The following is a 23,707-nucleotide window of genomic DNA, read 5'->3' as shown; positions in this document are numbered from 1 at the left end:
TGCGGTGCGTGTAGTGCGTAGCGGGTAGGGCGTGGTGCTCACTGGGGCCGGATCGACACCCGTACCGTCGACAGGTACCGGCTTCCCGCCGGGCGGTTGTAGTCGGGCAGCCAGCGCGGTCCGTCCGTCTCGGTGACGTCGGTGACGACGGCCCCGCCGTACGAGGTGCCGGTCAGTTCGAGCACACAGGCGCGGGCGGCGAGGGAGACGCCGTGCGCGGTGGTCTTGTCCGGACCGTAGACCTCCAGGTCGAGGAGGGGCTGGTCGAGATGCCGGTCGTCGACCCACGCGCCACCGACGCGCGAGACGAGGACGGCCTTCTGGGTGCCGTCGAATCCCGGGGGCGGCCGGTTGTCGACGTCCGAACCGGCGAGCTCCGCCCGGGTCTTGAGGAAGTCGACGACGAGCCGTTCCGCGTCGGGAAAGGTCAGGATGGCCACATGGACACTCCCTGTCATCGGAGGGGATGGGACGAGTGCGGGCAACACAAAGCGGCAGGTCCGCCGCCCCTCGCCGGGGGCGCAGCTCTGCCGCTGCTCCAAGTGTGATCCAGGGGGCCCGTTCCCGCAACCGGCTTGTACGAGGGCCGGGTTGAGCCCCCGGTGGCGAAGTACGCGAGGGGCTCGCTGCCGGTACGCACGAGGGGCCCCGCACCTCTTGGGTGCGGGACCCCTCGTTCCTACGTTTCTCTCACGCGGCTGACGCGGCTGACGCGGCTGAGGCGCCACGCGCGCCGCACGCGGCTGACGGGCCGCACGCGGCTTAGGCGGCTTACGTGGGCGGCCGGGCCGCCGCCCGTGTCCGGCGGACGGCGCGCTCGGCGGCGAAGACGTCCTCCAGGCGGTACAGGGACCGCCGCCCCTGCCGCCCGGCGGCCTTCAGATGGCCGAGCTGCACCCACTTGCGGATGGTGGCGGGCGAGACGTCGGCCTCGTCGGCGGCGAGGTCGCCCGAGATCAGCGGCGTGTTCACGGTGTCCCCTCCTCGTCGAGCACGTGCCGGCACGGGGGATTCACGCACATCGCGATCCCCCGCTCCGGAAACGCCCGCAGCGAGACGCAGTCGCAGGCCGGGCAGCGTCCGGGGAGCCGCACCAGCTGCTCGGGGTCCCCGAGGGCGCGGGCGCAGCGGTGGGCCATCCGGCGCGCCTCCTCCTCGACGTGCGCCGCGAGGTCGGGCAACTCCGCCACGGAGTCGAGGAGTTCACCGAGCCGGCGCAGCCGGACCGGCACCGGGGCGGCGGAGATGCGGCGCAGGCCGAGCCGGTCGCGTACGGCCTCCTCCAGCTCGGTCACGCCGTCACCGATGTCGCGCAGGGCGTCGCTGACGTACAGGCGGACCGGGGCGACGTCGGACGCGGCGGGTCCACCGCCGCGCACCTCACGCAGGGTCCGTCCGGTGCCGGGCGTCAGCTCCGCCAGGAGCAGGGGGTAGCGGCGGCGCAGGGAGTCGATCCAGCGGGCCGCGCGGTCGACCGCGCTGTTCGCGTCACTCATCACGGCCTCCCGGCGGCCGGCTTGCGGGGCTTGACCGCGCGGCCGTTGCGCCAGAGCCGCCCGCCGCTGACCCCGTCGAACCAGCTGTGCGACGGATCGACGACGGCCTCGCACTCGCGCCGGATCGGACATTGATTGCAGGCGCGCAATACCGGCGCGGCCTCGGCGAGGGTGCGGGTGAAGACGTACTGCTGGGGGATATCGACACAGGCGGCGTCTCTGCGCCAATCGAGAGCTTCGTCCAGGGGAGCTTCCGTACGAGGAAACGCGCTGTTCAGAGCAAGTGCGGGGACAGCTGTCCGTTGAGGCATGCGCAATCCCTCCGCAGGGTATGCGAACGTATGTTCGAAAGGGCGATGCGTGATCAGAGTTCCACGCTGTGTGCGCAGGCGCAACTAAAAATGGCGTGGCGAGTGAGCGGAGTGACGAGAGGGATGGCCAGAAAGAAACGTCCGGTGGCACCCGGCCGGAACTTCCCGGCAACGCGCTGGCGCGCACGTATGTCCGTGCGCGCGCGATCGATACGCTCCCCCTGCGACGAGGGGAGAGCGACGACATGGTGTCCAGCCCGCGGGCCAGCGCCCGCAACGACCACGACGGACAGATCCGGGACAGTGGCCGGAATCGAGCGGACGAACTGGAGGAGTTCGCCGAGTGGATCGAGGGTGTGATGCGCGAGCGCGGCTACGACATCGACAGCCCGCGCGGTGGCGGCAAGTCGAAGCTGGCGGACGACGCGGGCGTGCACCGGGCGGCGGTCAGCCGGCTCGTGCAGCGGCAGAGCATGCCGGACCTGGAGACGATGCGGCGGCTGGCGACGGTGCTCGGTGTGCCGCTGCGGGACATGCTGATCCGCTCGGGCCGCCTCTCCGAGAGCGACCTGCCGATCACGGCCCCGCGGGGCGGGGACGCCGACGCCCCCCGACGGCTGAGCCCAGAGGAGGCGGCTCGGCGGATGGGGGTCCCGACGGAATTGCAGGCGGTCTTCGTGCGCGTCACGAAGGCGTTCCTGCCGCAGGACGAATAGCAGGGGCACAGAAGGAGCGCGAACATGCCGACTGACGAATCGGAGGGACCGTCGGGCCACCCGCGCCGCGACGGCGAACGCGGCGAGGGCCACGCCTGCACGTCGGAGGAACTGGCGTTCCTCCTCGGCGGCCTGCTCGTCGAACTGGGTACGAAGATCCAGGAGGCCGGCGTGGAGGGCGTACGGATCATCACGGAGGACGAGGCCCAGCAGACCCGCCTGCGCTGGTTCCGCGAAGGCTGGACCGAACACGCCCAAGCCACCAACCCCACCCCCTAGCCCCCGAGGAACGCGGGGAACGGCCCAAAACCCCAACGCACCAGCACCCGACGAACGAGCCCGACACCCACCCCCTCCAGGGGCGCGGGGAACTGCGCAAAACCCCAACGCACCCGCACCTGACCAACGAGCGCAAGGCCCACCCTCCAGGGGCGCGGGGAACTGCGCAAAACCCCAACGCACCCGCACCTGACCACGAGCGCAAGACCCACCCTCCAGGGGCGCGGGGGACTGCGCAAAACCCCAACGCACCCGCACCTGACCACGAGCGCAAGGCCCACCCTCCAGGGGCGCGGGGAACTGCGCAAAACCCCAACGCACCCGCACCTGACCAACGAGCGCAAGGCCCACCCTCCAGGGGCGCGGGGAACTGCGCAAAACCCCCACCGACCCGCACCGAGAAACCCACCCCCAGGGGCGCGGGGAACTGCGCGGCCCCCCACGAACCCGCACCCGACCAACAGGCCCGAGGCCCACCCCAGGGGCGCGGGGAACTGCGCAAAACCCCCAAAGACCCCCCGCACCCCCAGACCTCACCCCCGAGGCAACGTCAACCCCCACGCCCCCGCCCGAACCGTCCAGGTCCGCGTACGGACAGGCCCCCCAACCACCGCATCCGCACAAAAGCGAAAATCCGCCCCAGAAACGGTGACGGCCCGCGCCCACACCCCCAGAGGCCCCGCCTCCGCCCCCACGGAGACCGGCCGCACCTCGACCCGCGCCAGCCCACCCTCCCCCGCACTGATCCGCACGCCCTCGACAGGCTGGTCCAGGTCGATCAACGTGACGCCGTCCGCTTCGACCCGCAACCGCGAAGGCCCCACCCCCGCCACCGCCGCCACCCGCGAGGGCCGCGCGGCCAGAGTCCGTACGAAGGACTGGCAGGTCCGCAGCCAAGCGTGCCCCTCACCGGCACCGGCCGGGGACACACCCACGGAAAGACGGGACAGCCCAACCCGCGCCCCCGCACCCGCGCCCGCCGCCGGCACCGCCCCCACCCCCACAGGCGGAATCCGCAACTCCCCCAGCACCACCCCATCGCTCTCGTCCACCAGCAGATCCAGCCGCCGCTCGGCCCCGTCCAGGACGGCCCGCGCCGCGGCGACCGCCCCGGCGGGCACCCCGAGCGCCCGCGCGAGCGTCTGCGCGGCCCCGACGGGCACGAGGGAGAGCGTGGCGCGGGCCAGCCCCCGCTCCCGGTGCAAGGCCTGGACGGCCCGCAGCAGCGCACGGTCGTCGCCGATCACCACCGGCCGCCGCGCACCCCGCCTGGCCAGCGCTTTCGTGAAGTCCTCGGGACTGTCCGGCAGGCAGATCCGCAGGTTCGCCCCCGCACCGAGCACGTCCTTCGCGATGCGTACCGACTCGCCGTCCGCGCGTCGGGCGACCGGGTCGATGACGACTAGGAGCTGGTCGCGAGCCGACAACGTGCTCCCTTTCTTTTAGCCGTTCTTTGAGACCTCGGGTAGCATCTTTGTGCAAGAGCCCCTTGCGCTATTGCGCCAGGGGCTTCGTCTATTCCGGGGCAGCATCCGAGGCACACTCGGGCCGTACACGCCACACCCATACGGGGGCGACGGCCCCTGACCTTGGACATGCCCCGCCCGGAAGGGGTGTACGCCTGTGCCCGCACTTGTGCTGCTCGGTGCTCAGTGGGGTGACGAAGGCAAGGGAAAGGCCACTGACCTGCTCGGTGGCTCCGTGGACTATGTAGTGCGATACCAGGGCGGCAACAACGCCGGCCACACGGTCGTCGTCGGCGACCAGAAGTACGCACTGCATCTCCTCCCTTCCGGGATCCTCTCCCCGGACTGTGTCCCGGTCATCGGCAACGGAGTCGTCGTCGACCCGTCGGTCCTGCTCTCCGAGCTGAGCGGTCTGAACGAGCGCGGCGTCGACACGTCGAAGCTTCTGATCAGCGGAAACGCGCACATCATCACGCCGTACAACGTGACGGTCGACAAGGTGACGGAACGCTTCCTCGGCAAGCGCAAGATCGGCACGACCGGGCGCGGCATCGGCCCGACGTACGCCGACAAGATCAACCGCACCGGCATCCGCGTGCAGGACCTCTACGACGAGTCGATCCTGCAGCAGAAGGTCGAAGCCGCCCTGGAGATCAAGAACCAGCTCCTCACGAAGCTCTACAACCGCCGCGCGATCGAGGCGGAGCAGATCGTGGAGCAGCTCCTGGAGCACGGCGAGAACATCAAGCGGTACGTCGCCGACACCACCCTGATCCTGAACAACGCGCTGGACGAGGACAAGGTCGTCCTCTTCGAGGGCGGCCAGGGCACGCTCCTGGACGTGGACCACGGCACGTACCCCTTCGTCACCTCGTCGAACCCGACCGCCGGCGGCGCCTGCACGGGCACCGGCGTGGGCCCGACGAAGATCAGCCGGGTCATCGGCATCCTCAAGGCGTACACGACGCGGGTCGGCGCGGGCCCGTTCCCGACCGAGCTGTTCGACCAGGACGGCGAGGACCTGCGCCGCATCGGCGGCGAGCGCGGTGTGACGACCGGCCGTGACCGCCGCTGCGGCTGGTTCGACGCCCCGATCGCCCGCTACGCGACCCGCGTGAACGGCCTGACGGACTTCTTCCTGACCAAGCTCGACGTCCTCACCGGCTGGGAGCAGATCCCGGTCTGCGTGGCGTACGAGATCGACGGCAAGCGCGTGGAGGAACTCCCCTACTCGCAGACCGACTTCCACCACGCGAAGCCGATCTACGAGATGCTGCCGGGCTGGTCCGAGGACATCACCAAGGCCCAGACCTTCTCGGACCTGCCGAAGAACGCGCAGGCCTACGTGAAGGCCCTGGAGGAGATGTCCGGCGCCCCGATCTCCGCGATCGGCGTGGGCCCGGGCCGCACGGAGACGATCGAGATCAACTCCTTCGTCTGATCCGCCCGCCCCGCGAACGGGGCTCAGCTCACTCTTAGGGGTGGGTCGCACACAACGCGACCCACCCCTTTGCCATGCCCGGAAGGCTGACGGACATGACAGCGAGCGGCGTTACCGTGGAAGGGCATCTCCGTCATGCCCGAGCGAGGAGTAGGCCGATGAGTGCGCAGCCGGTGGAGCCGAGCAGGCCGACGGTCACGTATCAGCAGCTCGGCGAGTACGTCGAGGAGATCGTGGCCTTTGCGGAGTGCCGCGGCGACTTGGTGCGGGCAGACATTGCGAATCAGGAGATCACCGTCCACATGATGTCCCCCTCCAAGCCGCACGGACGCACCGTGAGCATGTTGGTACGTCAGATCGAGAACCAGGACGAGAAGGCGGTCACCTTCGCCGAGACACGGGTCGATCACCCTGGGCTGGGTCTGTGCCGCACCGCTGATTGCCTCGTCATGACCGAGGAGGCGGACGAGCGGGGCACGGAAGACTTCGCCGCGTTCGCGCCCGATGTGTCCGTCGCCATCGAGGTCGTCTCCCCCTCGAACCCGGGCAACGACCACATCACCAAGCTCCGCGACTATCCGCGCATGGGCATCCCGGTCTACGTGATCATCGACCCCCGGGACGGCACGATCACCGTGCACTCCGAGCCTGACACGTCCGCCGGGGAGCCCCGTTACGGGGACACGCGTCGCTACAAGTTCGGCGACACCGTACAGATGGGCGCCTGGTCGGTAGAAACGGGCGACTTCCCCCGCTACCGCACCTGACAGGACCGCACCCCGGCGCCTACCGCCGACGCCGGTAGTACGCGAACGTAAGAGCGAGCAGCAGCGGCCCCCACAGCGTCATCAGCCCGCTCACCGTCATGGCGAGGACGTTCCAGCCGTCGGCGTAGGGCCAGGCGTCCGGACCTTCGGTGCAGGCCAGGCGGAGCCAGTCGGCGCACAGCGCACTGAAGAGCAGCCCGGCGAGGGCCCCGGGCACGATCACGGCGGCGGGCGGAACGCGGCGCCCGCCGAGGCGGGGGAGCCAGGCCGGGAAGACCTCGCCCCAGGGGCGTACGAGGCCGAGGCTCAGCAGCGCGGCGAGTTCGGTGAGCAGACTCAGCCCGAGCACGTACGGCGTGTTCCACCACACCGGGTCCGGGGCCTCGCCGCCCATCCCGTACCCGAAGGCGAACGGCAGCCGCCACACGCAGACGGGCAGGGCGAGCAGGGAGAGGGAGCGGGCGGCCCGGACGGTCCAGGCGGACGCCGGGGCGGCGACGGTGCGGGCGGGGCGCTGGTGTGCGGCTGCGGTGGTCATGCCTCCAGCCTCGCGGCGAGCGCGGCGCGACGGATCACCTCCGTGGCCGGTCCTTCTCCCCCGCGCGGGGGAGCGCTACTCGGCCCAGGAGACGAACGCGGCCCAGGCCCCCGCCGAGACGGCGAGGGAGGGGCCCCCGGGATTCTTGGAATCCCGGACGTGCGTGGTCGCGCCGGGGGCGATCTCGACGCATTGGCCGCCACTGCTGTCGCTGTAGCTCGACTTGTGCCAGTTGTAGGCGACTTCGACGCAGTCGCCGCCGCTGTCGTTGCTGTAGCTCGACTTGCGCCACTCATAGGCGACTTCGAGGCACTGGCCGCCGCTGTCGTTGCTGTAGCTCGACTTGAACCACCGCAGAGTGCTGCTCATGACCGTTCTTCTCCTGCCAGCCGCTCGATGAGGCTCAGTGAGTCGTCCGGGCTCAGAGCCTGTGTTCGGATCTTCGCATAGCGGTGGGAGAGTTGGGCCGCCTTGGTGGGATCGCTGACGAGGTGGCTTTCGTCCTCGATCTCCAGGTAGACCACGTGGTGGTGTTCCTTGGTCTCCACCAACTTCATGTCACCGCGAGCACCGGCATGGGCGCCGCGCAACCCACGCGCCATCGGCATCACCTGGATGCTGACATTGTCCCGTTGCGCGTCCTCGGCCAGCGAGCGGAGCTGCCCGCGCAGGATGTCCCAGCTCCCGAAGGGCCGCCGCAGCACGGACTCGTCGAGGATCAGCTCGATCATCGCGGTCGGCTGCCGGTCGAAGAGGGCTCGGCGGGCCATGCGGGCCTCGACCAGCTCCTCCACCTTGTCCTCGGACAGTTTCGGATAGCCACCGCCGATCAGCGCGCGGGCGTAGTCCTGACTCTGGAAGAGCCCGTCCACAACGTACGTCTGGTACGAGGACAACGTCACCGCCTGCGCCTCCATCAGGGAGAAGTCCTTGAACTGAGGCGGGTACTTGTCCATCAGGACGTACTCGCGGGCCTTCTCGAAGACACCGAGCCCCGCGCCGATCGTCTCCCCCAATTTGACCAGCATCTGGTCACTTGGTGGCTGCGCGCACGTCTCCATCGCGCTGATCGCCGATCCGGTGTAACCGGTCATCGCGCCCACCTCGGTCTGGGAGAGCCGCTGCTGCTCCCGCAGGGCCCTGGCCAGGGCGGCGACGAGGTGGGTCACGCCGCCCGCCTCGTCCTTGTTCGCGGACCGCGCCATCGAGGTCACCTCCGAAAGTATTCCGAACTCACCGGATCTCAACCGATCTCAACCGGTCTCAACCCCGCTCGGCCCGATTCCGACCGTGCGCGGTAGTCGACTCAGAGTCATGGAAAAGCTATCCTCGCGCCGCTTGGCTGAACCCATGAACACGCACAACGCGCAGGCCGACTGGATTCCGGCGATCGGCCTCCAACTCCGCAAGGCGGGCGTCCAGTTCGACGCCGTACGAGTCGACGGCGACCGGGGCCGCGCCCTCGCCGACGATCTGGCGCGGCTGACGGGCGGCGACCCGGGGCCGATCGTGGAGGAGGCGAACGGGCGTCGCGGGGTGTACTTCCTCGTCCCCGTCGGCAGCACGTCGCACCGGCCGTGGCCGGACGGCGTCACGCGCCTGACCGCCGCGCCGGGACACGTGTCGTACGTACCGGTTCCGGCGCTGGACGGCCACACCTGGCCGCTGAGTTGGCGCTACCGCCCCAGCGGCGCGGACCGCCGCGTACACACCCTGCTGCTGCACACCGCGCTTAACTCGCACGAGTGAAGATAATGAACGCCACCTGCACAAAGGCCAGTTCAGACTTGCGCGCGGCACTTTGCGTGGGCATAGAGTCGCCGCCAGTGGCGCGGCCGGTCGGCGGCGCATGAAGTTGCCCCCACGGTGCGGGAACACCTGGGGGCTCGACACCCGGAGCGAAGACCTCCAAATGCGCATCCATCGTACGACGCCCACGCGCGCGTTCTCCAGCTTCGCCAACTCTCTTCTCCGCGACAGGTCCATCTCCTGGTGCGCGGCAGGCGTACTGATGTACCTCCTCAGCCTTCCGAACGGCGCCCGTGCCACGGTCCGTTCGCTCGCGGAACAGCGCAAGGAAGGGCGGATGCGGGTCGCCGCCGCCCTGCGTGAGCTGGAGGAATCCCGCTATCTGCGGCGGGCCGTCCACAAGGACCGTGAGACGGGCCAACTCTTCACCGTCTACGAGGTGTTCGATGCCCCGTACGACGAGGAGCCCCCAGAGGGTGACGCGGAAAAAGTTCAAAACCTGGCTCCCGGCGAGTCGGCATCCGGGGCGGCGGGCGCTCTCCCTTCGGGAGAAAAGACCAGGGAAGAAAAACCTCCCTCCCCGGAGCCGCCGGCGCAGCGCGGCGCCGAACCCGCGAACGCCGCCGAACCGCTGGGCGTCGCGGCCCAGCTACTGGCCTCGCTCGGCAGGCGCGACCCCCGGCTCGCGCTCGGCGCCGCCGACGCGGTCCGCCTCGCGCCGCTCGTGGAGGAGTGGTGGGCGGTCGGCGCGAGTGACGCGGTGGTGCGGGCCGCGTTGACGCAGGGGTTGCCGTCCCGGGTGTACTCGGCGGCGGCGCTGGTCAAGGACCGCCTGCGCCGCAAGCTGCCCGCGCCGCCGCCTCCGCCGCGTACGCCCCGCGCGGGCGAGGAGCGGCGCGCGCCCGGCCAGCCGGGGTTCGTCGCGGCGGCACGGCGCGGCGGGGCGGCGGCCAGAGCGGCGCTGCGGGGCGCGTCGGCCCCGCTCCTGGCCTGACCGGCGGCCACCAGACTCCCGGCCCACGACCGTGCGGCCGGGTCCATCGAAAGAAACGGAGTGCCATGACCATCGCACTCGAACGCCCGGAGACGGTATACCGTCGGTATACTGTCGTCATGGCCGACACCACGATCAAGGTTGACCCCGCCGTCCGCGACCGCCTCATGGAGCTGGCCCGCGAGCGTGGGATGACCATGCGTGACCTGGTCGCGCAGCTGGCCGGGGCCCTGCCCACGAAGGAGGAGCAGCGGCGGCGGTACGAGGAGACGAAGGCGTACGTCGAGGAGCACTTCCTCGGCGGGCCCTACACCGAAGAGGACGAGAAGGCGGGCGAGCAGCTCTGGGCCGACCTTGAGGCCGGGCGCATCGGGGAGGTCCAGTGAAGAAGGACAAGTACCCGCTGCCGCGTGCCGTCATCTTCGACGACACCGCCGCCCTGGCGCTGGGCGCGGGCAACAGGATGGCGTCCCGGTTCGTGGCCGAGGCCGAGAAGGACCCCGCCCTGCGGGTCTACGTACCGGCCCTGGCCCTCGCGGCCGCCGAGCGTGACCGCGCCGGAGTCGCCGAGCACGTCGGATCGTTGCCGTCCGTCGACATCACGGAGCTGGACTTCGCGGGCGCCACGGCCGTCGGCAAGCGGCTGCGGATCGACGGGGCGGCGGACTGGGGCGGGGCGCACGCGCTGCATCTCGCGCTGCCGTCGGCCGAGTGGCCGCGCGGCCGCCCGGTCCTGACCAGAGCCCCGCACCGCTACCGGGGCACGGGCATCAGAACCGTCCGCATCGAGGGCTGAGGCCCGACGGGGGCGAGGTTCTCGGGGTCTCGCCCCCGGCGCGGCGGGCGCTCAGCCGGACCGGTCGTACGTCAGCTCCCCCGTACCGTCCGTGTTGGCGCGCCGCAGCTTTCCGTTGCCGAGGATCGTCACGACGCTCGCCTTGCCGGGCGTGCACGCCGACATCGGCTGCCCCTCCGTGATCTCGGTGGGCCCGATGTGCAGGCGGTCGCCGGACGCGGACTCCAGCTTGCCCTCGAAGACGCAGCGGTAGGTGCCGCCGCCGTCCGTCGGCCCCTCGGCCACCAGCGACAGGGCCGTGTCCCCGGTCTCGCCCTGCTGGATGGTCAGACTGCGCGTGTGGTGGCCGAACTTGTTGTCCAGGCCGCCCGACCACGTGCCGACGTACTTGTCCGGCACGGTGCCCTCCTCCTCGGTGGGGGAGGGCGTGGGCGACGTGGACGGATCCGGCTCCGGGGAGCTGGGTCCCGGGGTCCGGGGTCCGCTGCTGGCCGAGTTCTTGGCGTCGTCGCCCCGCTTGGTGTCGTCGTCCTTGTTGTTCATGACGGCGTAGACGGTGCCGCCCGCCCCGATGGCCACTATCAACGCGACGACGATCAGCGCGGCGCTCGAACGGCCGCTGCGGCGCGCCGGTTCGGCCTGCGGCACGGGCAGCGGCGTGTACATGCCCGGACCGTAGGGCGGCGTCGGGCCGAAGCCGGCCGGGGGCTGCTGCGGGTAGCCGTAGGCGCCGGGCTGCGGGTGCTGCTGTGCCTGCTGGGGATAGCCGTACGCCGGGGCGCCCGCCGGCGGCATGGGCGGCGGGGTCGGCGTGTGCGGCGGGGCCTGGCCCCCGACCATGGTGGGCAGATGGTCGAGCGGCGCGCCGCCGGGCGCTCCGGGGGGCGGGGGAGTGGCACCGCCACCGCCCGCCGCCCCGCCGGAGGCCGCTGCCGCCGCGGCTGCCGCTGCGGCCGCAGCGGACACGGCCGCGTCCGCGCCGTCGGCCCGTGCCTCGGGGGAGGGGGCCGGGGGCCCGTCCGACGATCCCGCCCCGTCCGGCGAACCGGCGCCCGGGGCACCCGCGTCGCCGGAACCGGCGGCTCTCGCTCTGGACCCGTCCGCGCCGGCGTCGGGGGAGCCGTCTGTGGCCACGACGGTCGCCACCCGCGGCTCGTCCGGGTCCTCCGCGTCCAGCAACTGCACCGCGTGCCGCCCGAGTTGGGCGACGAGAGCGCCCGGCAGCCAGGGATCGAGCGTGCGGCCCTCCGCGCCGAGGGTGTCCTGCGCGCCCGTGCGCTCCAGGACGTCGTCGAGAGTGGGCCGGGAGGCCGGGTCCTTGCGCAGGCAGAGCGCGATCAGCTCGGCCAAGTTCTCCGGGAGTCCGGACAGGTCCGGCTCCTCCTGCGCGATGCGGAACATCAGCGCGTGCACACCGCTGTTGGCGGTGCCGAAGGGCAGCGCGCCCGAGGCCGCGTACGCGAGGACGGAGCCGAGGCAGAACACGTCGCAGGCCGGCGTGATCCGGTCCCCGCGCACCTGCTCGGGCGCCATGAAACCGGGCGAGCCGACCAGCGCGCCGGTGCGGGTGAGGCCACCGTCGGTGACCGTCTCCAGGGCGCGGGCGATGCCGAAGTCGATGACGCGCGGGCCGTCGATGGTGACCAGCACGTTCGACGGCTTGAGGTCGCGGTGGACGATGCCCGCCGCGTGGATGTCCTTCAGGGCGCCCGCGAGCCCGGCCGCCAGGATGTTCACGGACCGCTCGGGCAGCGGACCGTGGTCGCGCGAGACGACGGTCTGCAGCGAGGGCCCGGCCACGTACCCGGTGGCGACCCACGGGATGGCGGCCTCGGTGTCCGCGTCCAGGACGGGCGCCGTCCACGCGCCGCCGACCCGCCGCGCGGCCCGCACCTCCTGCCGGAAGCGGTTCCTGAACTCCTCCTGCTCGGCGAGCTCTTGGCGCACCAGCTTCACCGCGACCGTGCGGCCCCGCCCCGAGCGCGCGAGGTACACCTGCCCCATGCCGCCCGCGCCGAGCCGCGCCAGCAACCGATACGCGCCGATCCGCTGCGGATCTCCGGACCCGAGCTTTTCCATCGCCGCACCGACCTCCCCCATTGGTGTGCAACAGGGTGAGAACTCTACGGGCCGTACACACGGCCCATCAGACGAGGTCTCACCTACGTAGAGCCCACATCATGGGCGCTTTCTCCGCAGCCGTCGACGGAATCTGTGACACATCCGTGAGACGGCCGGCGACCGCGCCGTGGTGACTCCCCTCACCGGACGGGCCCGGCTCTGATCCCTGCATCACCAGGAGTCAGACCTACGCCAGACCGTACCGTCCCCCTGCCCACCGCTGATCACGGACCGGTGGCTCCCCTTACTCATCAGCGCAGCGTCCTCATGGCCGCGCGCAGCGCTTTGCCGCCGGGGCAGCGGGTGAGGTCGTCGGCGCACTGCTCACAGCTCTGCGTGTGGTCGAGGAGCGTCCGGTAGACGTGGGTACGGGCGCACGGACGGCAGCGGAGCCGTGCCCTTGCCGCGGCGGGTGACCGGGCACGGGCACGACAGGCGATCGAAAAGGCTCGCAGCAGCTTGGAAGACTCCCTGGATCCCCGGGACCCCGAGTGGTCCTGGTGGGTCGACGATCTCGAAGTCACCGGGCACGAGGCGGAAGTCGCCTTGCTCTTGGCTGAACCGGCACGTGCGGTGCCGCGCTTCGAGCGGACTCGTGAGTTGGTTGACACGATCAACCCGACGGGCCGCGGAGCGCTGTACTACGCCACCGCCGAGTTGGATGCCCTCGTTCGGATCGGCGCCTGGCGCGAGGCCGAGGGGCCTCTGCTGCGATTGCCGCCGATCCTGCGCAACGTGGCCTCGTCTCGCAACCGCAGGCGCATGCGTGCGACGTTGCGCGTCATCGAGAGGGACGGTCCTACTTGGCTGGCCGACATGGCGCGTGATGCGTTCGCAGGCTGACAACCGGCCGTACTGCGGTATGGCCGGCCAGAAAGACGCGGCTGCCCGGCAACGGGGGTCGACAAGCCACCGTTGCGGACCTGCTCTTGCGACGTGGCGAGGATAATGCGGACGTACGACACCGGGAGCCCGCGCGGCTGGACGGTCCGTGAGACCGACTACGTACCCCCTGTCTGTGGAAGTTCACTTCCGCCAGCCGGAACCTTCGATACGGTCGAGGGAGTTCCCAAAGAAGACCGCCCGACGACCCGGTCCCGCACGATCGCCCCCAGCCGCCCGAAGGAGACCGTGTGAACCCCGCCGTACGCGCCATCGCCCGCGCCGCGCTCGCCGCGCACCCCATCGCGCTGGACGAGGTGAACGCCCGCGCGGAGCTGCTCGCCCGCCACGACAACAGCTACCTCGTGCCCGTCGAGATCTTCGAGGACCTCGCGGCGCTGCTGACCGACCCCCGGCGGCCCCGCGGCCCCTTCCGGGCGCTCAGCATCGGCGGCAGACGCTGCTTCCGGTACCACTCGACGTACTACGACACCCCCGAGCTGGGCACCTTCCACGACCACCGGCAGGGCCGGCGGCCGCGCTACCGCATCCGCGAGCGGGTCTACCGCGACAGCGGGGAGCGGCAGTTCGAGGTCAAGCTGAAGAGCGGCCGGGGCGAGACCGTCAAGCACCGCCAGCGGCTCGAAGGCGCCGACCACGCCCTGGACGAGGCGCGGCAGGGCTTCCTCGCCGGCGTGCTGCGCGGGTCGTACGACATCGAGGCCCCACGCGGCCTGATCCGCTCGCTCGTGACCGACTACCAGCGGGCCACGTTCGTCGCCGACGGGCAGCGCGTCACCTGCGACGCGGGGCTGGTCGTCCGGGACACCGCGACGGGCCGCACGGCCGCCGCCGACAGCGGGCTCGTCCTCGTCGAGACCAAGACCAGGACCGAGGGGCACCTGACCGACGCCGACCGGGTGCTGCACCGGTTCGGGGTGCGGGTGGCCGACTTCACCAAGTACTGCGGGGGGTACGCGGCGGTCCGCCCCGAGCTGGGGAGCGGCAGATGGGCCCGGGCGGCACGGACGGCGTTTCCGCGCGGGGCGCGGACGGGAAGGGGACCGGGAACGTGACGCCAGCGCCGCTGCCCTAGGCCACCGCCCCTGCCACCGCCACCGCCACGCGACACAGTGTCGGGTTCCGCTTCCCACGTCAGACAGGACGCCCATGTCGTGTCCACTGGGCGGACATCTACCCTCGGCCCCATGACCCCTCAGCCGAACCCGCAGGTCGGCGCCGCCGTGAAGGCCGCTGACCGCGCCCACGTCTTCCACTCCTGGTCCGCGCAGGAACTCATCGACCCGCCGGCCGTCGCCGGTGCCGAAGGCTCGTACTTCTGGGACTACGACGGGAACCGCTTCCTCGACTTCACCAGTGGCCTCGTCTTCACCAACATCGGCTACCAGCACCCGAAGGTCGTCGCCGCGATCCAGGAGCAGGCGGCGACGATGACGACGTTCGCGCCCGCCTTCGCCGTCGAGGCCCGCTCCGAGGCCGCACGCCTCATCGCGCAGCGGACCCCCGGCGACCTGGACAAGATCTTCTTCACCAACGGCGGCGCCGACGCCGTCGAGCACGCCGTCCGCATGGCCCGTCTGCACACGGGCCGCGCGAAGGTCCTCTCCGCGTACCGCTCGTACCACGGCGGCACCCAGCAGGCGATCAACCTCACCGGTGACCCGCGCCGCTGGGCCTCCGACAGCGGCTCGGCGGGCGTGGTCCGCTTCTGGGCGCCGTTCCTGTACCGCACCCGCTTCTACGCGGAGAACGAGCGGCAGGAGTGCGAGCGGGCCCTCCAGCACCTGGAGGACACGATCGTCTTCGAAGGCCCGCAGACGGTCGCCGCGATCATCCTGGAGACGATCCCCGGCACGGCGGGCATCATGACGCCGCCGCCCGGCTACCTCGCGGGCGTCCGCGAGATCTGCGACCGGTACGGCATCGTCTTCATCCTGGACGAGGTCATGGCGGGCTTCGGCCGCACCGGCGAGTGGTTCGCCGTGGACCACTTCGAGGGCGTGGTGCCGGACCTGCTGACCTTCGCCAAGGGCGTCAACTCCGGGTACGTCCCGCTGGGCGGTGTGGCGATCTCCGGCGCGATCGCGGAGACGTTCGCCCGGCGTCCCTACCCGGGCGGACTCACGTACTCCGGTCACCCGCTGGCCTGCGCCGCGGCGGTCGCGACGCTCAACGTCATGGCGGACGAGGGCGTCGTGGCGAACGCGGCCCGCATGGGCGCCGAGGTCATCGGCCCCGGCCTCGCCGAACTGGCCGAGCGGCACCCGAGCGTGGGCGAGGTGCGGGGTGTCGGCATGTTCTGGGCGCTGGAACTGGTGAAGAACAGGGAGACCCGCGAACCGCTGGTGCCCTACAACGCCACCGGCGAGGCGAACGCCCCCATGGCGGCGTTCGGCGCCGCCGCGAAGAAGAACGGCCTGTGGCCGTTCATCAACATGAACCGCACCCATGTGGTGCCGCCGTGCACCATCACGGAACAGGAGGCGAAGGAGGGCCTCGCGGCGCTGGACACGGCGCTGACAGCAGCGGACGCCCACACGGTCTGACCCCGGCCCCGGCGACGCAGGGACGGCCACGTCCCGCCTGACCCCGGCGACGCCGGGACGGCCACGTCCCGCGAAGGCCCCCGGGGAAACCTCACCCGCCCACCCCTGGACCCGGAGTAACGGGTGGGTGGGTGGGAAACATCCGCCGCGAAGCGGCGGGACAGGCCCGACGGCGACGACGGCCATGTCCCGCGAAGGGCCCCCGGGGAGACCCGGGCCCGCCCACCCCTGGACCCGGAGTACCGGGTGGGTGGGTGGGAGACCCCGGCGGCCCAGACCCCACGCCCACGTACCTCGAACGGCCCCCTGGGAAGACCCCCGCACCCAGGCCAACCATGCGCCCAAACGCCAGACACCTACAGGCCAGCCCCCCCGCCAAGACCCCCCACCCGAAAGAACCACCCCCCTACCCCCCAACCCCCCACCGCGTAGTCTGACGTGCCCACGCCCTCCAAAAGGGCCAGGAAAGACGACCGCACCAGGCGACCACGCCAGACTCCGTGGGGGAACCCAGATGCCCGGCACCGACGGCCCCGCCGTCATCCGCAGCACTCTGCGCCAGCAGATCGCCGACGCCCTCCGCGACGAGGTCCTCGCCGGCCGCCTGGAGCCGGGCCAGGAGTTCACGGTCAAGGAGATCGCCGAGCAGTACGGCGTCTCGGCGACCCCCGTACGCGAGGCCCTGGTGAACCTCACGGCGCAGGGCCTCCTGGACGCCGACCAGCACCGGGGCTTCCGCGTCCACGAGCACACCCTGGACGACTACCGCCGCATGCTGGAGGCTCGGGGCCTGATAGCCGACGGCATGTTCCGCGACCTGGCGCGGCACGGCGACGCCCGCGGCGACATGAGCGACGCGCTGCTCTCCGTACGCCGCAGGGGCGAGGAGGCGGCCCGCGCGGCCTGCGCGGGCGACCTGAACGTCCTGATCGGCTACGACCTGCGCTTCTGGCGCGAGCTGAGCGCCCTCTTCGGCAACCCCCACCTCTCCGACTTCCTGCACCGCCTGCGCGTGAAGTCCTGGGTCTGCGCCGTCACCCACCTGCGCCGCTGGAGCGAGGAGGGCGGCGGCGACCTGCGCGGCGCGCTGTGGTCCCGGCACACGGAGCTGGTCGACGCCCTGGCCCGCCGCGAGCCCGCCGCCGCGCACGTCATCGTCAGGGAGTACAACGCGCACTCCTTGTCCCTGATAGAGCGGCTGGCCGCGGCATGAGCACCCACGACCTGACGGTCGTCGTCCCCGCGTACAACGAGGAGCACCGCCTCGCCCCCACCCTCACGGCCATAAGAACCCACCTCGACACGCTCTACCAGAACGAAAGCCCCGCCAGTCACGAGGCCCCCGCCACGGACGAAAGCCCCGCCAGCCCCCAGAGCCCCGCCGCAGACGCCCGCCCCGCCCCGGACAAGCGCACCCCCGACGACCCCACATGGGAACTGATCGTCGTGGACGACGGCTCCACCGACCGCACCGCCGAGATCGCCGCCGAGGCCGCCACGGCCGACCCCCGCGTCCGCCTGATCCGCGCGGAGCGCAACCAGGGCAAGGGCCACGCCCTGCGCCTGGGCGTCCTGGCCTCCCGGGGCCGCCGCGTCCTGATCACCGACGCCGACCTCGCCGCGCCCATCGCGGAGCTGGACCACCTCGACAAGGCGCTCGCGGACGGCCACACCGCGGCGATCGGCTCCCGCGCCCGGCCGGGCGCCACCATCGGCGCCCACCAGCACCGCCTGCGCGAGCTGCTCGGCCGGACCGGCAACTTCCTCATACGCTCGGTCGCCGTCCCCGGAGTCCGCGACACCCAGTGCGGCTTCAAGCTCTTCGACGGCGACCGCGCCCGCGAGGCCTTCGCCGCGTCCCGGCTGCGCGGCTGGGGCATAGACGTCGAGATACTCCAGTACTTCCGCCGGGCGGGCTGGCCGGTCGCCGAGGTGCCCGTGCGCTGGTCCCACCAGGAGGGCTCGAAGGTCCGCCCGCTGGACTACGTCAAGGTCCTCGCCGAACTGACCCTCCTCAAGGCCCGGGCGATCCGCCCCCGGCGCGCGATCCAGGACGCGACCCGCCGCCCGCGCGGACCCCGCGCCCCGCACCGCGCCGACGTCCTCGTCGCGCTCCTCTTCCTGACCCTGTCGGTCGTCCTCTACGCGCAGCGCTGGATCTCACCGGCCCACCGCTACATCCCGGACTCCATGCAGGACCAGAACCAGTGGGAGTGGTTCTTCGCGGTGACGGCGGACAACGTCCGCCACCTGCACAACCCGCTCTTCACCACCCTCCAGAACTTCCCGGACGGCGTGAACCTCATGGCCAACACGGTCATGCTCGGCCTCTCCGTCCCGCTGGCCCCCGTGACCTGGCTCCTTGGCCCGGCGTTCGCCCTGAACGTGGCGATGACCGGCGGCCTGGCCGCCACCGCCGTCGCCTGGTACTGGCTGATCCGCAGGCGGCTGGTCGCCCACCGGGGCGCGGCCGCCGTCGGCGCGGCCCTCGCGGCCTTCGCGCCCCCGATGGTCAGCCACGCCACCGCCCACCCGAACTTCATCGTCCTGTTCATGATCCCGCTGATCATCGACAGGGCGCTGCGGCTGTGCGAGGGCACCGGGGTCGTACGCGACGGAGTCGTCCTCGGCCTGTTCACGGCGTACCAGATCTTCCTCGGCGAGGAACCGCTGCTGCTGGCCGCGCTCGGCATGCTGCTGTTCGCCCTCGCCTACGCGCTGGCCCGCAGGGACGTGGCGCGGCGGTCCTGGCGCCCGCTCGCCCGGGGCGTCGGCGTGGCCCTGGCCGTCGCCCTCCCGCTGGTCGCCTACCCCCTGTACTGGCAGTTCTTCGGCGCCCAGAGCTATCAGAGCGTGCTGCACGGCGACGGCGCGGGCAACAGCCCGCTCGCGTTCGTCGCCTTCGCGGAGCGCTCCCTCGCGGGCGCCGCCGAGAGCGCCGACGCCCTCGCCCTGAACCGCACCGAGCAGAACGCCTTCTACGGATGGCCGCTCACCGCCCTGGCCTTCGCGATCGTCGTACGCATGGGGGAGCGGGCGGTGGTCAAGGCGCTCGCCTGCACCGCGCTCGGGGCGGCGCTGCTCTCGCTCGGCCCCGAGTTCCGGATTCCGCTGACCGACATCGTCCTCCCGGGCCCGTGGGCGGCGATCCGGCACCGCCCGCTCTTCGAGTCCGTCATCGAGGGGCGCGTGGCGATGGTGTGCGCTCCGGCGCTCGGCATGCTGCTCGCGCTGGCGCTCGACCGCCTGCTGGCGCGCCGGGAGGCGGCGAGCGGACCGGACGTCGCCCGGTACGCGGGTCTCGCCGCCGTCGCCCTCGCCCTGCTGCCGATCGTGCCCGTGCCGCTCGACGCCGTGGACCGGGCCGAGGTGCCGCCGTTCATCGCGCGGGGCACCTGGCACGCGTACCTCGGCGCGGACGAGACGCTCGTACCGATCCCGGTGCCCGACGCGGCCCACGCGGAGGCCCTGCACTGGCAGACCGTCGCCGGCCTCGGCTTCCGCCTGCCCGGCGGCTACTTCAACGGCCCCTGGGGCCCGGACCGCGTCGGCATCTACGGCCCCGTGCCCCGCAACACCTCCAACCTCCTGCGCCACGTCGCCGACACGGGCCGCGTCCCGAAGATCACCCCGGCCTGGCGCGAGGCGGCCCGCGCCGACCTGGAGTTCTGGCGTGCCGGCGTCCTCGTCCTGCCCCCGCAGCAGCACGATGCGGCCCTGCGCACGACCGTGGAGGCACTCGTCGGGCGGCGGGCGCGGTGGGTCGACGGTGTATGGGTATGGGACTTGTACGAGAGCACCGACCGCGGCGACCGGAACGCGCACGGGGGCAGCTAACGGCCGGGGGGCAGCACTACGCTGCCTGCACGCGAGGCAACGCACAGCTACGCACACACAGGTGCGTCCGTCCGTACATCCCTAGACATACAGGCACCTCTAGACATACAGGCACCCCTAGACCTACCGGCACCCCTGGACATACAGGCGTCCCCCGATCCGACCCGAGGAGTCTTCTTGGCCTGCGACCTGTGGCTGGTCCCGCTCGTCGACGTGTTGTGCCACAGCCCCGACAACCCCTTCGCGGAAGAGATCGCCGCCTACGACAAGGCGCTCCACGCGGCCGGTCTGCCGTCCGTCCCCGTCTTCTCGTACATGCCGGGCCTGTCCGGTGACGTCGCCCCGGTCGCGGGTTTCGACTACGACGCGCTGCACTTCCTGCGCCGCGCCTACCTCCTGCGGATCTGCGGCCTGGAGGTCACGCCGGTGGACGCGCTGGGCGGTGACTACGAACAGCTCCTGGAGATGTTCGACGCCACGGCCCAGCAGTCGCACCTGGTCTGGCACTACGACCACGCCGGCGCGTACGTCCCGGTGGACTTCCCGGCGCCGCTGTCGAACGACGAGCTGCTCGCCGGCGGCGGCCCGCTGGGCTCCTCCCAGGCACTCCTGCGCGAGCTGGAGTTCGTCGCCCCGTCGATCGGCATAGACCCGGCGAACCCTCCCCAGGCACCGATGCCGCCCGCGGCGCCGACCGCCCTGGAGGAACCGGCGGCGCCCGCCCCCGCGGACGCGAGCCCCTTCGCCCGGGAACGCCATGTCTGGCTGGGCCTGCACGCGGCCACGACCCGCAGTCTCGCCCAGGGCTCGATGATCATCTACAGCTGAGCGCGCCAAGCCGCCGAGCACAGGACACGAGCCGCCGAGGACAAGGGGCCCCGGGCATCACCGGGGCTCCGGCGGCCGTTGGCGCGGCATGTTCGGCCGCGCCCCGGGTGGCAGCGGGAACCGCCCCGGCACGGCATGGACCTCCCGGGGCGGCACCCCGGGCACCATCGCCTGCATGACCAGCGGCACGGGGCCGGCCCGGAACTCCACCATCCAGTCCGAGGTCTCCACGCGCACCAGCTCCGCCAGGTCCTCGGAGAACTTCCGCAGCACCGCGAGGCACCGCTCCGCCGCCTCCCCGGCCGTGCCGTCCGTCGGCCCGAGCACCTCGCGCACGCCCTCCGACGCCCAGTCGAACTGGAACGCCTGCAACCGCCGCTGCACGGCCTGCGCGGTCGCCACGTCCCGCATCCAGCCCGACGTGAGCCCGAAGAACCGGTCGCACCCCACACACGCCACCCCGGCCAGCAGCGCCACGAACCCCCACGTGGCCACCCCCGCCACCGCCCCGGCCAGATCGAGCAGCGGCAGCACGCCCGCGCCCACGGCGCCCAGCGCGGCGCCCGCCCGCAGCAGGCGCGCCCCGCGCCGCTTGCGGCCGCGATCGGTGAGATACCACTGCGCCGTCTCCAGGGCGCTGCGCTCCACCCAGCGGTACAGCTCGTCCAGGCGCACGGCGGGCTCGCCCCAGTCGCCCGCCGGAAAGGCCCGCCCGGCCAGATCCCCCAGCCGCCGCCCGCCCGCACCGGCACCGGCACCCGTGCCCTGACCCTCGGGGGGCACCCCCTCGGGCTGCATCTCCGGCTGGCTCACCCGGCACTCCTCTACGAGATCCGTGACTGTTCTCCTGCGGCGGCGCAACGTTCCGTACCGATGCGGTGCCCCAAGTCCTACCGCCCAATGGGTGGCCCTGAGCCCCGGTTCACGGCTTTTCCGCCCGGAAGAGGCGCTTGATCAGGTATAGGAGGTCGGCTGTTCTCACTCGAAAGAGTGCTGGGGCGACGGCACCCCTGACCACGTAGGCTCGTTTCAAGCGGAAAACCCCGCCCATGAACCCCTAGCCCCATGAACCCGTAGGAAAGGGAGCTGATCGTGATCCCCGGTGGTGGCCAGCCCAACATGCAGCAGCTGCTCCAGCAGGCCCAGAAGATGCAGCAGGACCTCGCGGCCGCGCAGGAGGAGCTCGCGCGCACGGAGGTCGACGGCCAGGCGGGCGGCGGCCTCGTCAAGGCGACGGTCACCGGCTCCGGCGAGCTGCGCGGCCTGGTGATCGACCCGAAGGCCGTCGACCCGGAGGACACCGAGACCCTGGCGGACCTGGTGGTCGCCGCGGTCCAGGCGGCGAACGAGAACGCGCAGACGCTCCAGCAGCAGAAGCTCGGTCCGCTCACCCAGGGCCTGGGCGGCGGAGGCATCCCGGGCCTTCCCTTCTAAGAAACCCCTCGGCCCTCTACCGTACGTAGAGAGTCGGCATTCTCCTCAGGACCTTCCAGAAAGGCGATCCGTTGTACGAAGGCGTGGTCCAGGACCTCATCGACGAGTTGGGCAGGCTGCCCGGCGTCGGTCCCAAGAGCGCGCAGCGGATCGCCTTCCACATCCTCCAGACGGAGCCCACGGACGTGCGCCGCCTCGCGCACGCCCTGCTGGAGGTGAAGGACAAGGTCCGCTTCTGCGCGACGTGTGGGAACGTCGCGCAGGAGGAGTTCTGCGCCATCTGCCGCGACCCGCGGCGCGACCCCTCGGTCATCTGTGTCGTCGAGGAGCCCAAGGACGTCGTGGCGATCGAGCGGACCCGCGAGTTCCGCGGGAAGTACCACGTGCTCGGCGGGGCGATCAGCCCGATCGAGGGCGTCGGCCCGGACGACCTGCGGATACGGGAACTGCTGGCGAGGCTCGCCGACGGCACGGTCACGGAACTCATCCTGGCGACGGACCCGAACCTGGAGGGCGAGGCCACGGCGACGTACCTCGCCCGCATGATCAAGCCCATGGGCCTGAAAGTCACCCGCCTGGCCAGCGGGCTCCCTGTCGGGGGAGATCTGGAGTACGCGGACGAGGTCACCCTGGGCCGCGCTTTCGAGGGGAGACGACTCCTAGATGTCTGACGCCACGCTGCACGCGACCAGCGAGAACCAGAACCCGGACGACTTCGCGGTGCAGATCTCCGACCAGATCGAGAGCTTCATCGTCTCGGTCAGGGAGGTCGCCACGGGCGCCGAGCCGGACTCGGCCGTCCCCTTCCTCCTCCTGGAGGTCTCCCAGCTCCTGCTGGCCGGCGGGCGCCTCGGCGCCCACGAGGACATCGTCCCCGAGGAGCGGTACGAACCGGACCCCGGCCCCGAGCAGGACGTGGACGACCTCCGCGAGCGCCTCGCGGTGCTCCTGGAGCCGGTCGACGTCTACTCCGAGGTCTTCGACCCCTACGAGCCCCGCAAGGCGCCCGTGCCCGCCCGCATCTCGGACGACCTCGCGGACGTCGTGGCGGACCTCTCGCACGGCCTGGCCCACTACCGCGCCGGCCGCACGGTCGAGGCGCTGTGGTGGTGGCAGTTCTCGTACTTCTCCAACTGGGGCGGCACGGCGTCCGCCGCCCTGCGCGCGCTCCAGTCCCTGGTCGCCCACGTCCGGCTGAACCAGCCCCTGGAGGACCTGGACGGCCTGGACACCGACGAGGACCTGACCGAGGACGCGCTCGCCGAGGCGGCCGGCCGGGTCATGGCCGAGGAGATCGCGGGCCCGCTCGGCCTGCACACGGTCAAGCCGGTGCGCTAGGGCACCCTGTGAGCCGCCCCACTTTCCGGAGTGCGGTGCTCCACAGCGGGCATGTGCCAAGCCGAGCGACCGGAACGTACGACCCGACCAGCGGGCACGTATGCCCTGGGGTGATCGAGCGGTGAGCGGAACATCTCACGATGTGAT

Annotated in this window: 27 protein-coding genes; 17 read left to right on the top strand and 10 right to left on the bottom strand. The window is 71.7% G+C overall.

What is annotated here, in order from left to right; all coding sequences use genetic code 11:
* Nucleotides 1-38 precede the first annotated feature (38 nt).
* From ACZ5GP_RS13195 to ACZ5GP_RS13180, 4 genes are all read right to left on the bottom strand, one after another.
* A complete protein-coding gene (locus ACZ5GP_RS13195; protein WP_468750942.1) occupies nucleotides 39-440 on the bottom strand; it encodes a hypothetical protein in 402 nt (133 codons plus the stop codon).
* A gap of 331 nt (nucleotides 441-771) precedes the next feature.
* Complete coding sequence (locus tag ACZ5GP_RS13190) at nucleotides 772-972, bottom strand: helix-turn-helix domain-containing protein (RefSeq protein WP_468750941.1); 201 nt, start codon at nucleotides 970-972, stop codon at nucleotides 772-774.
* Nucleotides 969-1,496, bottom strand: a complete 528-nt coding sequence (locus tag ACZ5GP_RS13185) for a hypothetical protein (protein WP_468750940.1) — start codon at nucleotides 1,494-1,496, stop codon at nucleotides 969-971. Before ACZ5GP_RS13185 ends, ACZ5GP_RS13190 begins: the two co-directional genes overlap by 4 nt.
* A complete protein-coding gene (locus tag ACZ5GP_RS13180; RefSeq protein ID WP_468750939.1) occupies nucleotides 1,496-1,807 on the bottom strand; it encodes a WhiB family transcriptional regulator in 312 nt (103 codons plus the stop codon). Before ACZ5GP_RS13180 ends, ACZ5GP_RS13185 begins: the two co-directional genes overlap by 1 nt.
* A gap of 359 nt (nucleotides 1,808-2,166) precedes the next feature.
* On the opposite strand from ACZ5GP_RS13180, the gene ACZ5GP_RS13175 reads away from it, so the two are divergent.
* Both ACZ5GP_RS13175 and ACZ5GP_RS13170 read left to right on the top strand, forming a co-directional pair.
* Entirely contained in the window at nucleotides 2,167-2,523 is a 357-nt protein-coding gene (locus ACZ5GP_RS13175) for a helix-turn-helix domain-containing protein (RefSeq protein ID WP_468751272.1), read from the top strand.
* Nucleotides 2,524-2,547: 24 nt separating this feature from the next.
* Nucleotides 2,548-2,802 carry a hypothetical protein gene (locus ACZ5GP_RS13170; RefSeq protein ID WP_468750938.1) on the top strand — a complete coding sequence of 85 codons (255 nt, stop codon included), beginning with the start codon at nucleotides 2,548-2,550 and terminating at the stop codon, nucleotides 2,800-2,802.
* Nucleotides 2,803-3,335: 533 nt separating this feature from the next.
* Here ACZ5GP_RS13170 and ACZ5GP_RS13165 read toward each other — a convergent pair.
* Nucleotides 3,336-4,229, bottom strand: coding sequence for a diacylglycerol kinase family protein (locus tag ACZ5GP_RS13165; RefSeq protein WP_468750937.1), 894 nt, complete (start codon nucleotides 4,227-4,229; stop codon nucleotides 3,336-3,338).
* 196 nt (nucleotides 4,230-4,425) lie between these two features.
* Between ACZ5GP_RS13165 and ACZ5GP_RS13160 the strand changes: the two genes are divergently transcribed.
* The gene (locus ACZ5GP_RS13160; protein WP_358587636.1) at nucleotides 4,426-5,709 is read left to right on the top strand and encodes an adenylosuccinate synthase; all 1,284 of its coding nucleotides are present in this window, start codon (nucleotides 4,426-4,428) and stop codon (nucleotides 5,707-5,709) included.
* A gap of 158 nt (nucleotides 5,710-5,867) precedes the next feature.
* On the top strand, nucleotides 5,868-6,476 hold the full coding sequence (locus ACZ5GP_RS13155) for a Uma2 family endonuclease (protein ID WP_468750936.1): 609 nt from the start codon (nucleotides 5,868-5,870) through the stop codon (nucleotides 6,474-6,476).
* 19 nt (nucleotides 6,477-6,495) lie between these two features.
* Here ACZ5GP_RS13155 and ACZ5GP_RS13150 read toward each other — a convergent pair whose 3' ends face one another.
* From ACZ5GP_RS13150 to ACZ5GP_RS13140, 3 genes are all read right to left on the bottom strand, one after another.
* Entirely contained in the window at nucleotides 6,496-7,014 is a 519-nt protein-coding gene (locus ACZ5GP_RS13150) for a hypothetical protein (RefSeq protein WP_468750935.1), read from the bottom strand.
* Between the two features lie 75 nt (nucleotides 7,015-7,089).
* Entirely contained in the window at nucleotides 7,090-7,383 is a 294-nt protein-coding gene (locus tag ACZ5GP_RS13145) for a DUF397 domain-containing protein (protein WP_468750934.1), read from the bottom strand.
* Nucleotides 7,380-8,219 (bottom strand): helix-turn-helix domain-containing protein, encoded by an 840-nt coding sequence (locus ACZ5GP_RS13140; RefSeq protein WP_468750933.1) that lies wholly within the window; start codon nucleotides 8,217-8,219, stop codon nucleotides 7,380-7,382. Before ACZ5GP_RS13140 ends, ACZ5GP_RS13145 begins: the two co-directional genes overlap by 4 nt.
* A 145-nt stretch (nucleotides 8,220-8,364) precedes the next feature.
* Here ACZ5GP_RS13140 and ACZ5GP_RS13135 point away from each other — a divergent pair, with 145 nt between their 5' ends.
* The 4 genes from ACZ5GP_RS13135 (at nucleotide 8,365) to ACZ5GP_RS13120 (ending at nucleotide 10,553) form a co-directional block, all read left to right on the top strand.
* Complete coding sequence (locus tag ACZ5GP_RS13135) at nucleotides 8,365-8,763, top strand: hypothetical protein (RefSeq protein WP_468750932.1); 399 nt, start codon at nucleotides 8,365-8,367, stop codon at nucleotides 8,761-8,763.
* A gap of 163 nt (nucleotides 8,764-8,926) precedes the next feature.
* Nucleotides 8,927-9,757, top strand: a complete 831-nt coding sequence (locus ACZ5GP_RS13130) for a hypothetical protein (protein ID WP_468750931.1) — start codon at nucleotides 8,927-8,929, stop codon at nucleotides 9,755-9,757.
* A 119-nt stretch (nucleotides 9,758-9,876) separates the two neighbouring features.
* Complete coding sequence (locus ACZ5GP_RS13125) at nucleotides 9,877-10,143, top strand: hypothetical protein (RefSeq protein ID WP_468750930.1); 267 nt, start codon at nucleotides 9,877-9,879, stop codon at nucleotides 10,141-10,143.
* The gene (locus ACZ5GP_RS13120) at nucleotides 10,140-10,553 is read left to right on the top strand and encodes a PIN domain-containing protein (RefSeq protein WP_358590750.1); all 414 of its coding nucleotides are present in this window, start codon (nucleotides 10,140-10,142) and stop codon (nucleotides 10,551-10,553) included. The genes ACZ5GP_RS13125 and ACZ5GP_RS13120 overlap by 4 nt, the downstream gene beginning before the upstream one ends.
* Nucleotides 10,554-10,604: 51 nt before the next feature.
* On the opposite strand, the gene ACZ5GP_RS13115 is transcribed toward ACZ5GP_RS13120, so the two are convergent.
* On the bottom strand, nucleotides 10,605-12,632 hold the full coding sequence (locus ACZ5GP_RS13115; protein WP_468750929.1) for a serine/threonine-protein kinase: 2,028 nt from the start codon (nucleotides 12,630-12,632) through the stop codon (nucleotides 10,605-10,607).
* Between the two features lie 501 nt (nucleotides 12,633-13,133).
* On the opposite strand from ACZ5GP_RS13115, the gene ACZ5GP_RS13110 reads away from it, so the two are divergent.
* The 6 genes from ACZ5GP_RS13110 to ACZ5GP_RS13085 all read left to right on the top strand — a co-directional run bounded on the left by ACZ5GP_RS13110 (nucleotide 13,134) and on the right by ACZ5GP_RS13085 (nucleotide 20,788).
* Nucleotides 13,134-13,517 (top strand): hypothetical protein, encoded by a 384-nt coding sequence (locus tag ACZ5GP_RS13110; protein ID WP_468750928.1) that lies wholly within the window; start codon nucleotides 13,134-13,136, stop codon nucleotides 13,515-13,517.
* Nucleotides 13,518-13,807: 290 nt separating this feature from the next.
* Entirely contained in the window at nucleotides 13,808-14,632 is an 825-nt protein-coding gene (locus ACZ5GP_RS13105) for a VTC domain-containing protein (protein ID WP_468750927.1), read from the top strand.
* 132 nt (nucleotides 14,633-14,764) lie between these two features.
* Nucleotides 14,765-16,123, top strand: a complete 1,359-nt coding sequence (locus ACZ5GP_RS13100; protein WP_468750926.1) for an aminotransferase class III-fold pyridoxal phosphate-dependent enzyme — start codon at nucleotides 14,765-14,767, stop codon at nucleotides 16,121-16,123.
* Between the two features lie 514 nt (nucleotides 16,124-16,637).
* Nucleotides 16,638-17,336 carry a GntR family transcriptional regulator gene (locus ACZ5GP_RS13095; RefSeq protein WP_468750925.1) on the top strand — a complete coding sequence of 233 codons (699 nt, stop codon included), beginning with the start codon at nucleotides 16,638-16,640 and terminating at the stop codon, nucleotides 17,334-17,336.
* Entirely contained in the window at nucleotides 17,333-19,960 is a 2,628-nt protein-coding gene (locus ACZ5GP_RS13090) for a glycosyltransferase (RefSeq protein ID WP_468750924.1), read from the top strand. Before ACZ5GP_RS13095 ends, ACZ5GP_RS13090 begins: the two co-directional genes overlap by 4 nt.
* 177 nt (nucleotides 19,961-20,137) lie before the next feature.
* Complete coding sequence (locus tag ACZ5GP_RS13085; protein WP_468750923.1) at nucleotides 20,138-20,788, top strand: hypothetical protein; 651 nt, start codon at nucleotides 20,138-20,140, stop codon at nucleotides 20,786-20,788.
* A 57-nt stretch (nucleotides 20,789-20,845) separates the two neighbouring features.
* Here the strand turns inward: ACZ5GP_RS13085 and ACZ5GP_RS13080 are convergent, their stop codons facing one another.
* A complete protein-coding gene (locus tag ACZ5GP_RS13080; RefSeq protein WP_468750922.1) occupies nucleotides 20,846-21,601 on the bottom strand; it encodes an SLATT domain-containing protein in 756 nt (251 codons plus the stop codon).
* Nucleotides 21,602-21,880: 279 nt separating this feature from the next.
* Between ACZ5GP_RS13080 and ACZ5GP_RS13075 the strand changes: the two genes are divergently transcribed.
* The 3 genes from ACZ5GP_RS13075 (at nucleotide 21,881) to ACZ5GP_RS13065 (ending at nucleotide 23,560) form a co-directional block, all read left to right on the top strand.
* Complete coding sequence (locus ACZ5GP_RS13075) at nucleotides 21,881-22,222, top strand: YbaB/EbfC family nucleoid-associated protein (protein WP_358582793.1); 342 nt, start codon at nucleotides 21,881-21,883, stop codon at nucleotides 22,220-22,222.
* A 71-nt stretch (nucleotides 22,223-22,293) separates the two neighbouring features.
* Nucleotides 22,294-22,893, top strand: coding sequence for a recombination mediator RecR (gene recR, locus ACZ5GP_RS13070; RefSeq protein ID WP_468750921.1), 600 nt, complete (start codon nucleotides 22,294-22,296; stop codon nucleotides 22,891-22,893).
* Nucleotides 22,886-23,560 (top strand): DUF5063 domain-containing protein, encoded by a 675-nt coding sequence (locus tag ACZ5GP_RS13065; protein WP_358582797.1) that lies wholly within the window; start codon nucleotides 22,886-22,888, stop codon nucleotides 23,558-23,560. Before recR ends, ACZ5GP_RS13065 begins: the two co-directional genes overlap by 8 nt.
* Nucleotides 23,561-23,707: the final 147 nt, after the last annotated feature.

This window comes from Streptomyces sp. NPDC031466 (assembly GCF_055581265.1).
Note: the sequence above shows the minus strand (reverse complement) of the source record. Positions and strands in the feature narration are given on the sequence as shown.

What these genes read in the sequence shown, in the direction of transcription:
- ACZ5GP_RS13185 (WP_468750940.1), bottom strand. Translation starts at nt 1,496, where the DNA reads ATGAGTGACGCGAACAGCGCGGTCGACCGCGCGGCCCGCTGGATCGAC.
- ACZ5GP_RS13180 (WP_468750939.1), bottom strand. Translation starts at nt 1,807, where the DNA reads ATGCCTCAACGGACAGCTGTCCCCGCACTTGCTCTGAACAGCGCGTTT.
- ACZ5GP_RS13175 (WP_468751272.1), top strand. Translation starts at nt 2,167, where the DNA reads ATGCGCGAGCGCGGCTACGACATCGACAGCCCGCGCGGTGGCGGCAAG.
- ACZ5GP_RS13170 (WP_468750938.1), top strand. Translation starts at nt 2,548, where the DNA reads ATGCCGACTGACGAATCGGAGGGACCGTCGGGCCACCCGCGCCGCGAC.
- ACZ5GP_RS13155 (WP_468750936.1), top strand. Translation starts at nt 5,868, where the DNA reads ATGAGTGCGCAGCCGGTGGAGCCGAGCAGGCCGACGGTCACGTATCAG.
- ACZ5GP_RS13150 (WP_468750935.1), bottom strand. Translation starts at nt 7,014, where the DNA reads ATGACCACCGCAGCCGCACACCAGCGCCCCGCCCGCACCGTCGCCGCC.
- ACZ5GP_RS13145 (WP_468750934.1), bottom strand. Translation starts at nt 7,383, where the DNA reads ATGAGCAGCACTCTGCGGTGGTTCAAGTCGAGCTACAGCAACGACAGC.
- ACZ5GP_RS13140 (WP_468750933.1), bottom strand. Translation starts at nt 8,219, where the DNA reads ATGGCGCGGTCCGCGAACAAGGACGAGGCGGGCGGCGTGACCCACCTC.
- ACZ5GP_RS13135 (WP_468750932.1), top strand. Translation starts at nt 8,365, where the DNA reads ATGAACACGCACAACGCGCAGGCCGACTGGATTCCGGCGATCGGCCTC.
- ACZ5GP_RS13130 (WP_468750931.1), top strand. Translation starts at nt 8,927, where the DNA reads ATGCGCATCCATCGTACGACGCCCACGCGCGCGTTCTCCAGCTTCGCC.
- ACZ5GP_RS13125 (WP_468750930.1), top strand. Translation starts at nt 9,877, where the DNA reads ATGGCCGACACCACGATCAAGGTTGACCCCGCCGTCCGCGACCGCCTC.
- ACZ5GP_RS13115 (WP_468750929.1), bottom strand. Translation starts at nt 12,632, where the DNA reads ATGGAAAAGCTCGGGTCCGGAGATCCGCAGCGGATCGGCGCGTATCGG.
- ACZ5GP_RS13100 (WP_468750926.1), top strand. Translation starts at nt 14,765, where the DNA reads ATGACCCCTCAGCCGAACCCGCAGGTCGGCGCCGCCGTGAAGGCCGCT.
- ACZ5GP_RS13095 (WP_468750925.1), top strand. Translation starts at nt 16,638, where the DNA reads ATGCCCGGCACCGACGGCCCCGCCGTCATCCGCAGCACTCTGCGCCAG.
- ACZ5GP_RS13090 (WP_468750924.1), top strand. Translation starts at nt 17,333, where the DNA reads ATGAGCACCCACGACCTGACGGTCGTCGTCCCCGCGTACAACGAGGAG.
- ACZ5GP_RS13065 (WP_358582797.1), top strand. Translation starts at nt 22,886, where the DNA reads ATGTCTGACGCCACGCTGCACGCGACCAGCGAGAACCAGAACCCGGAC.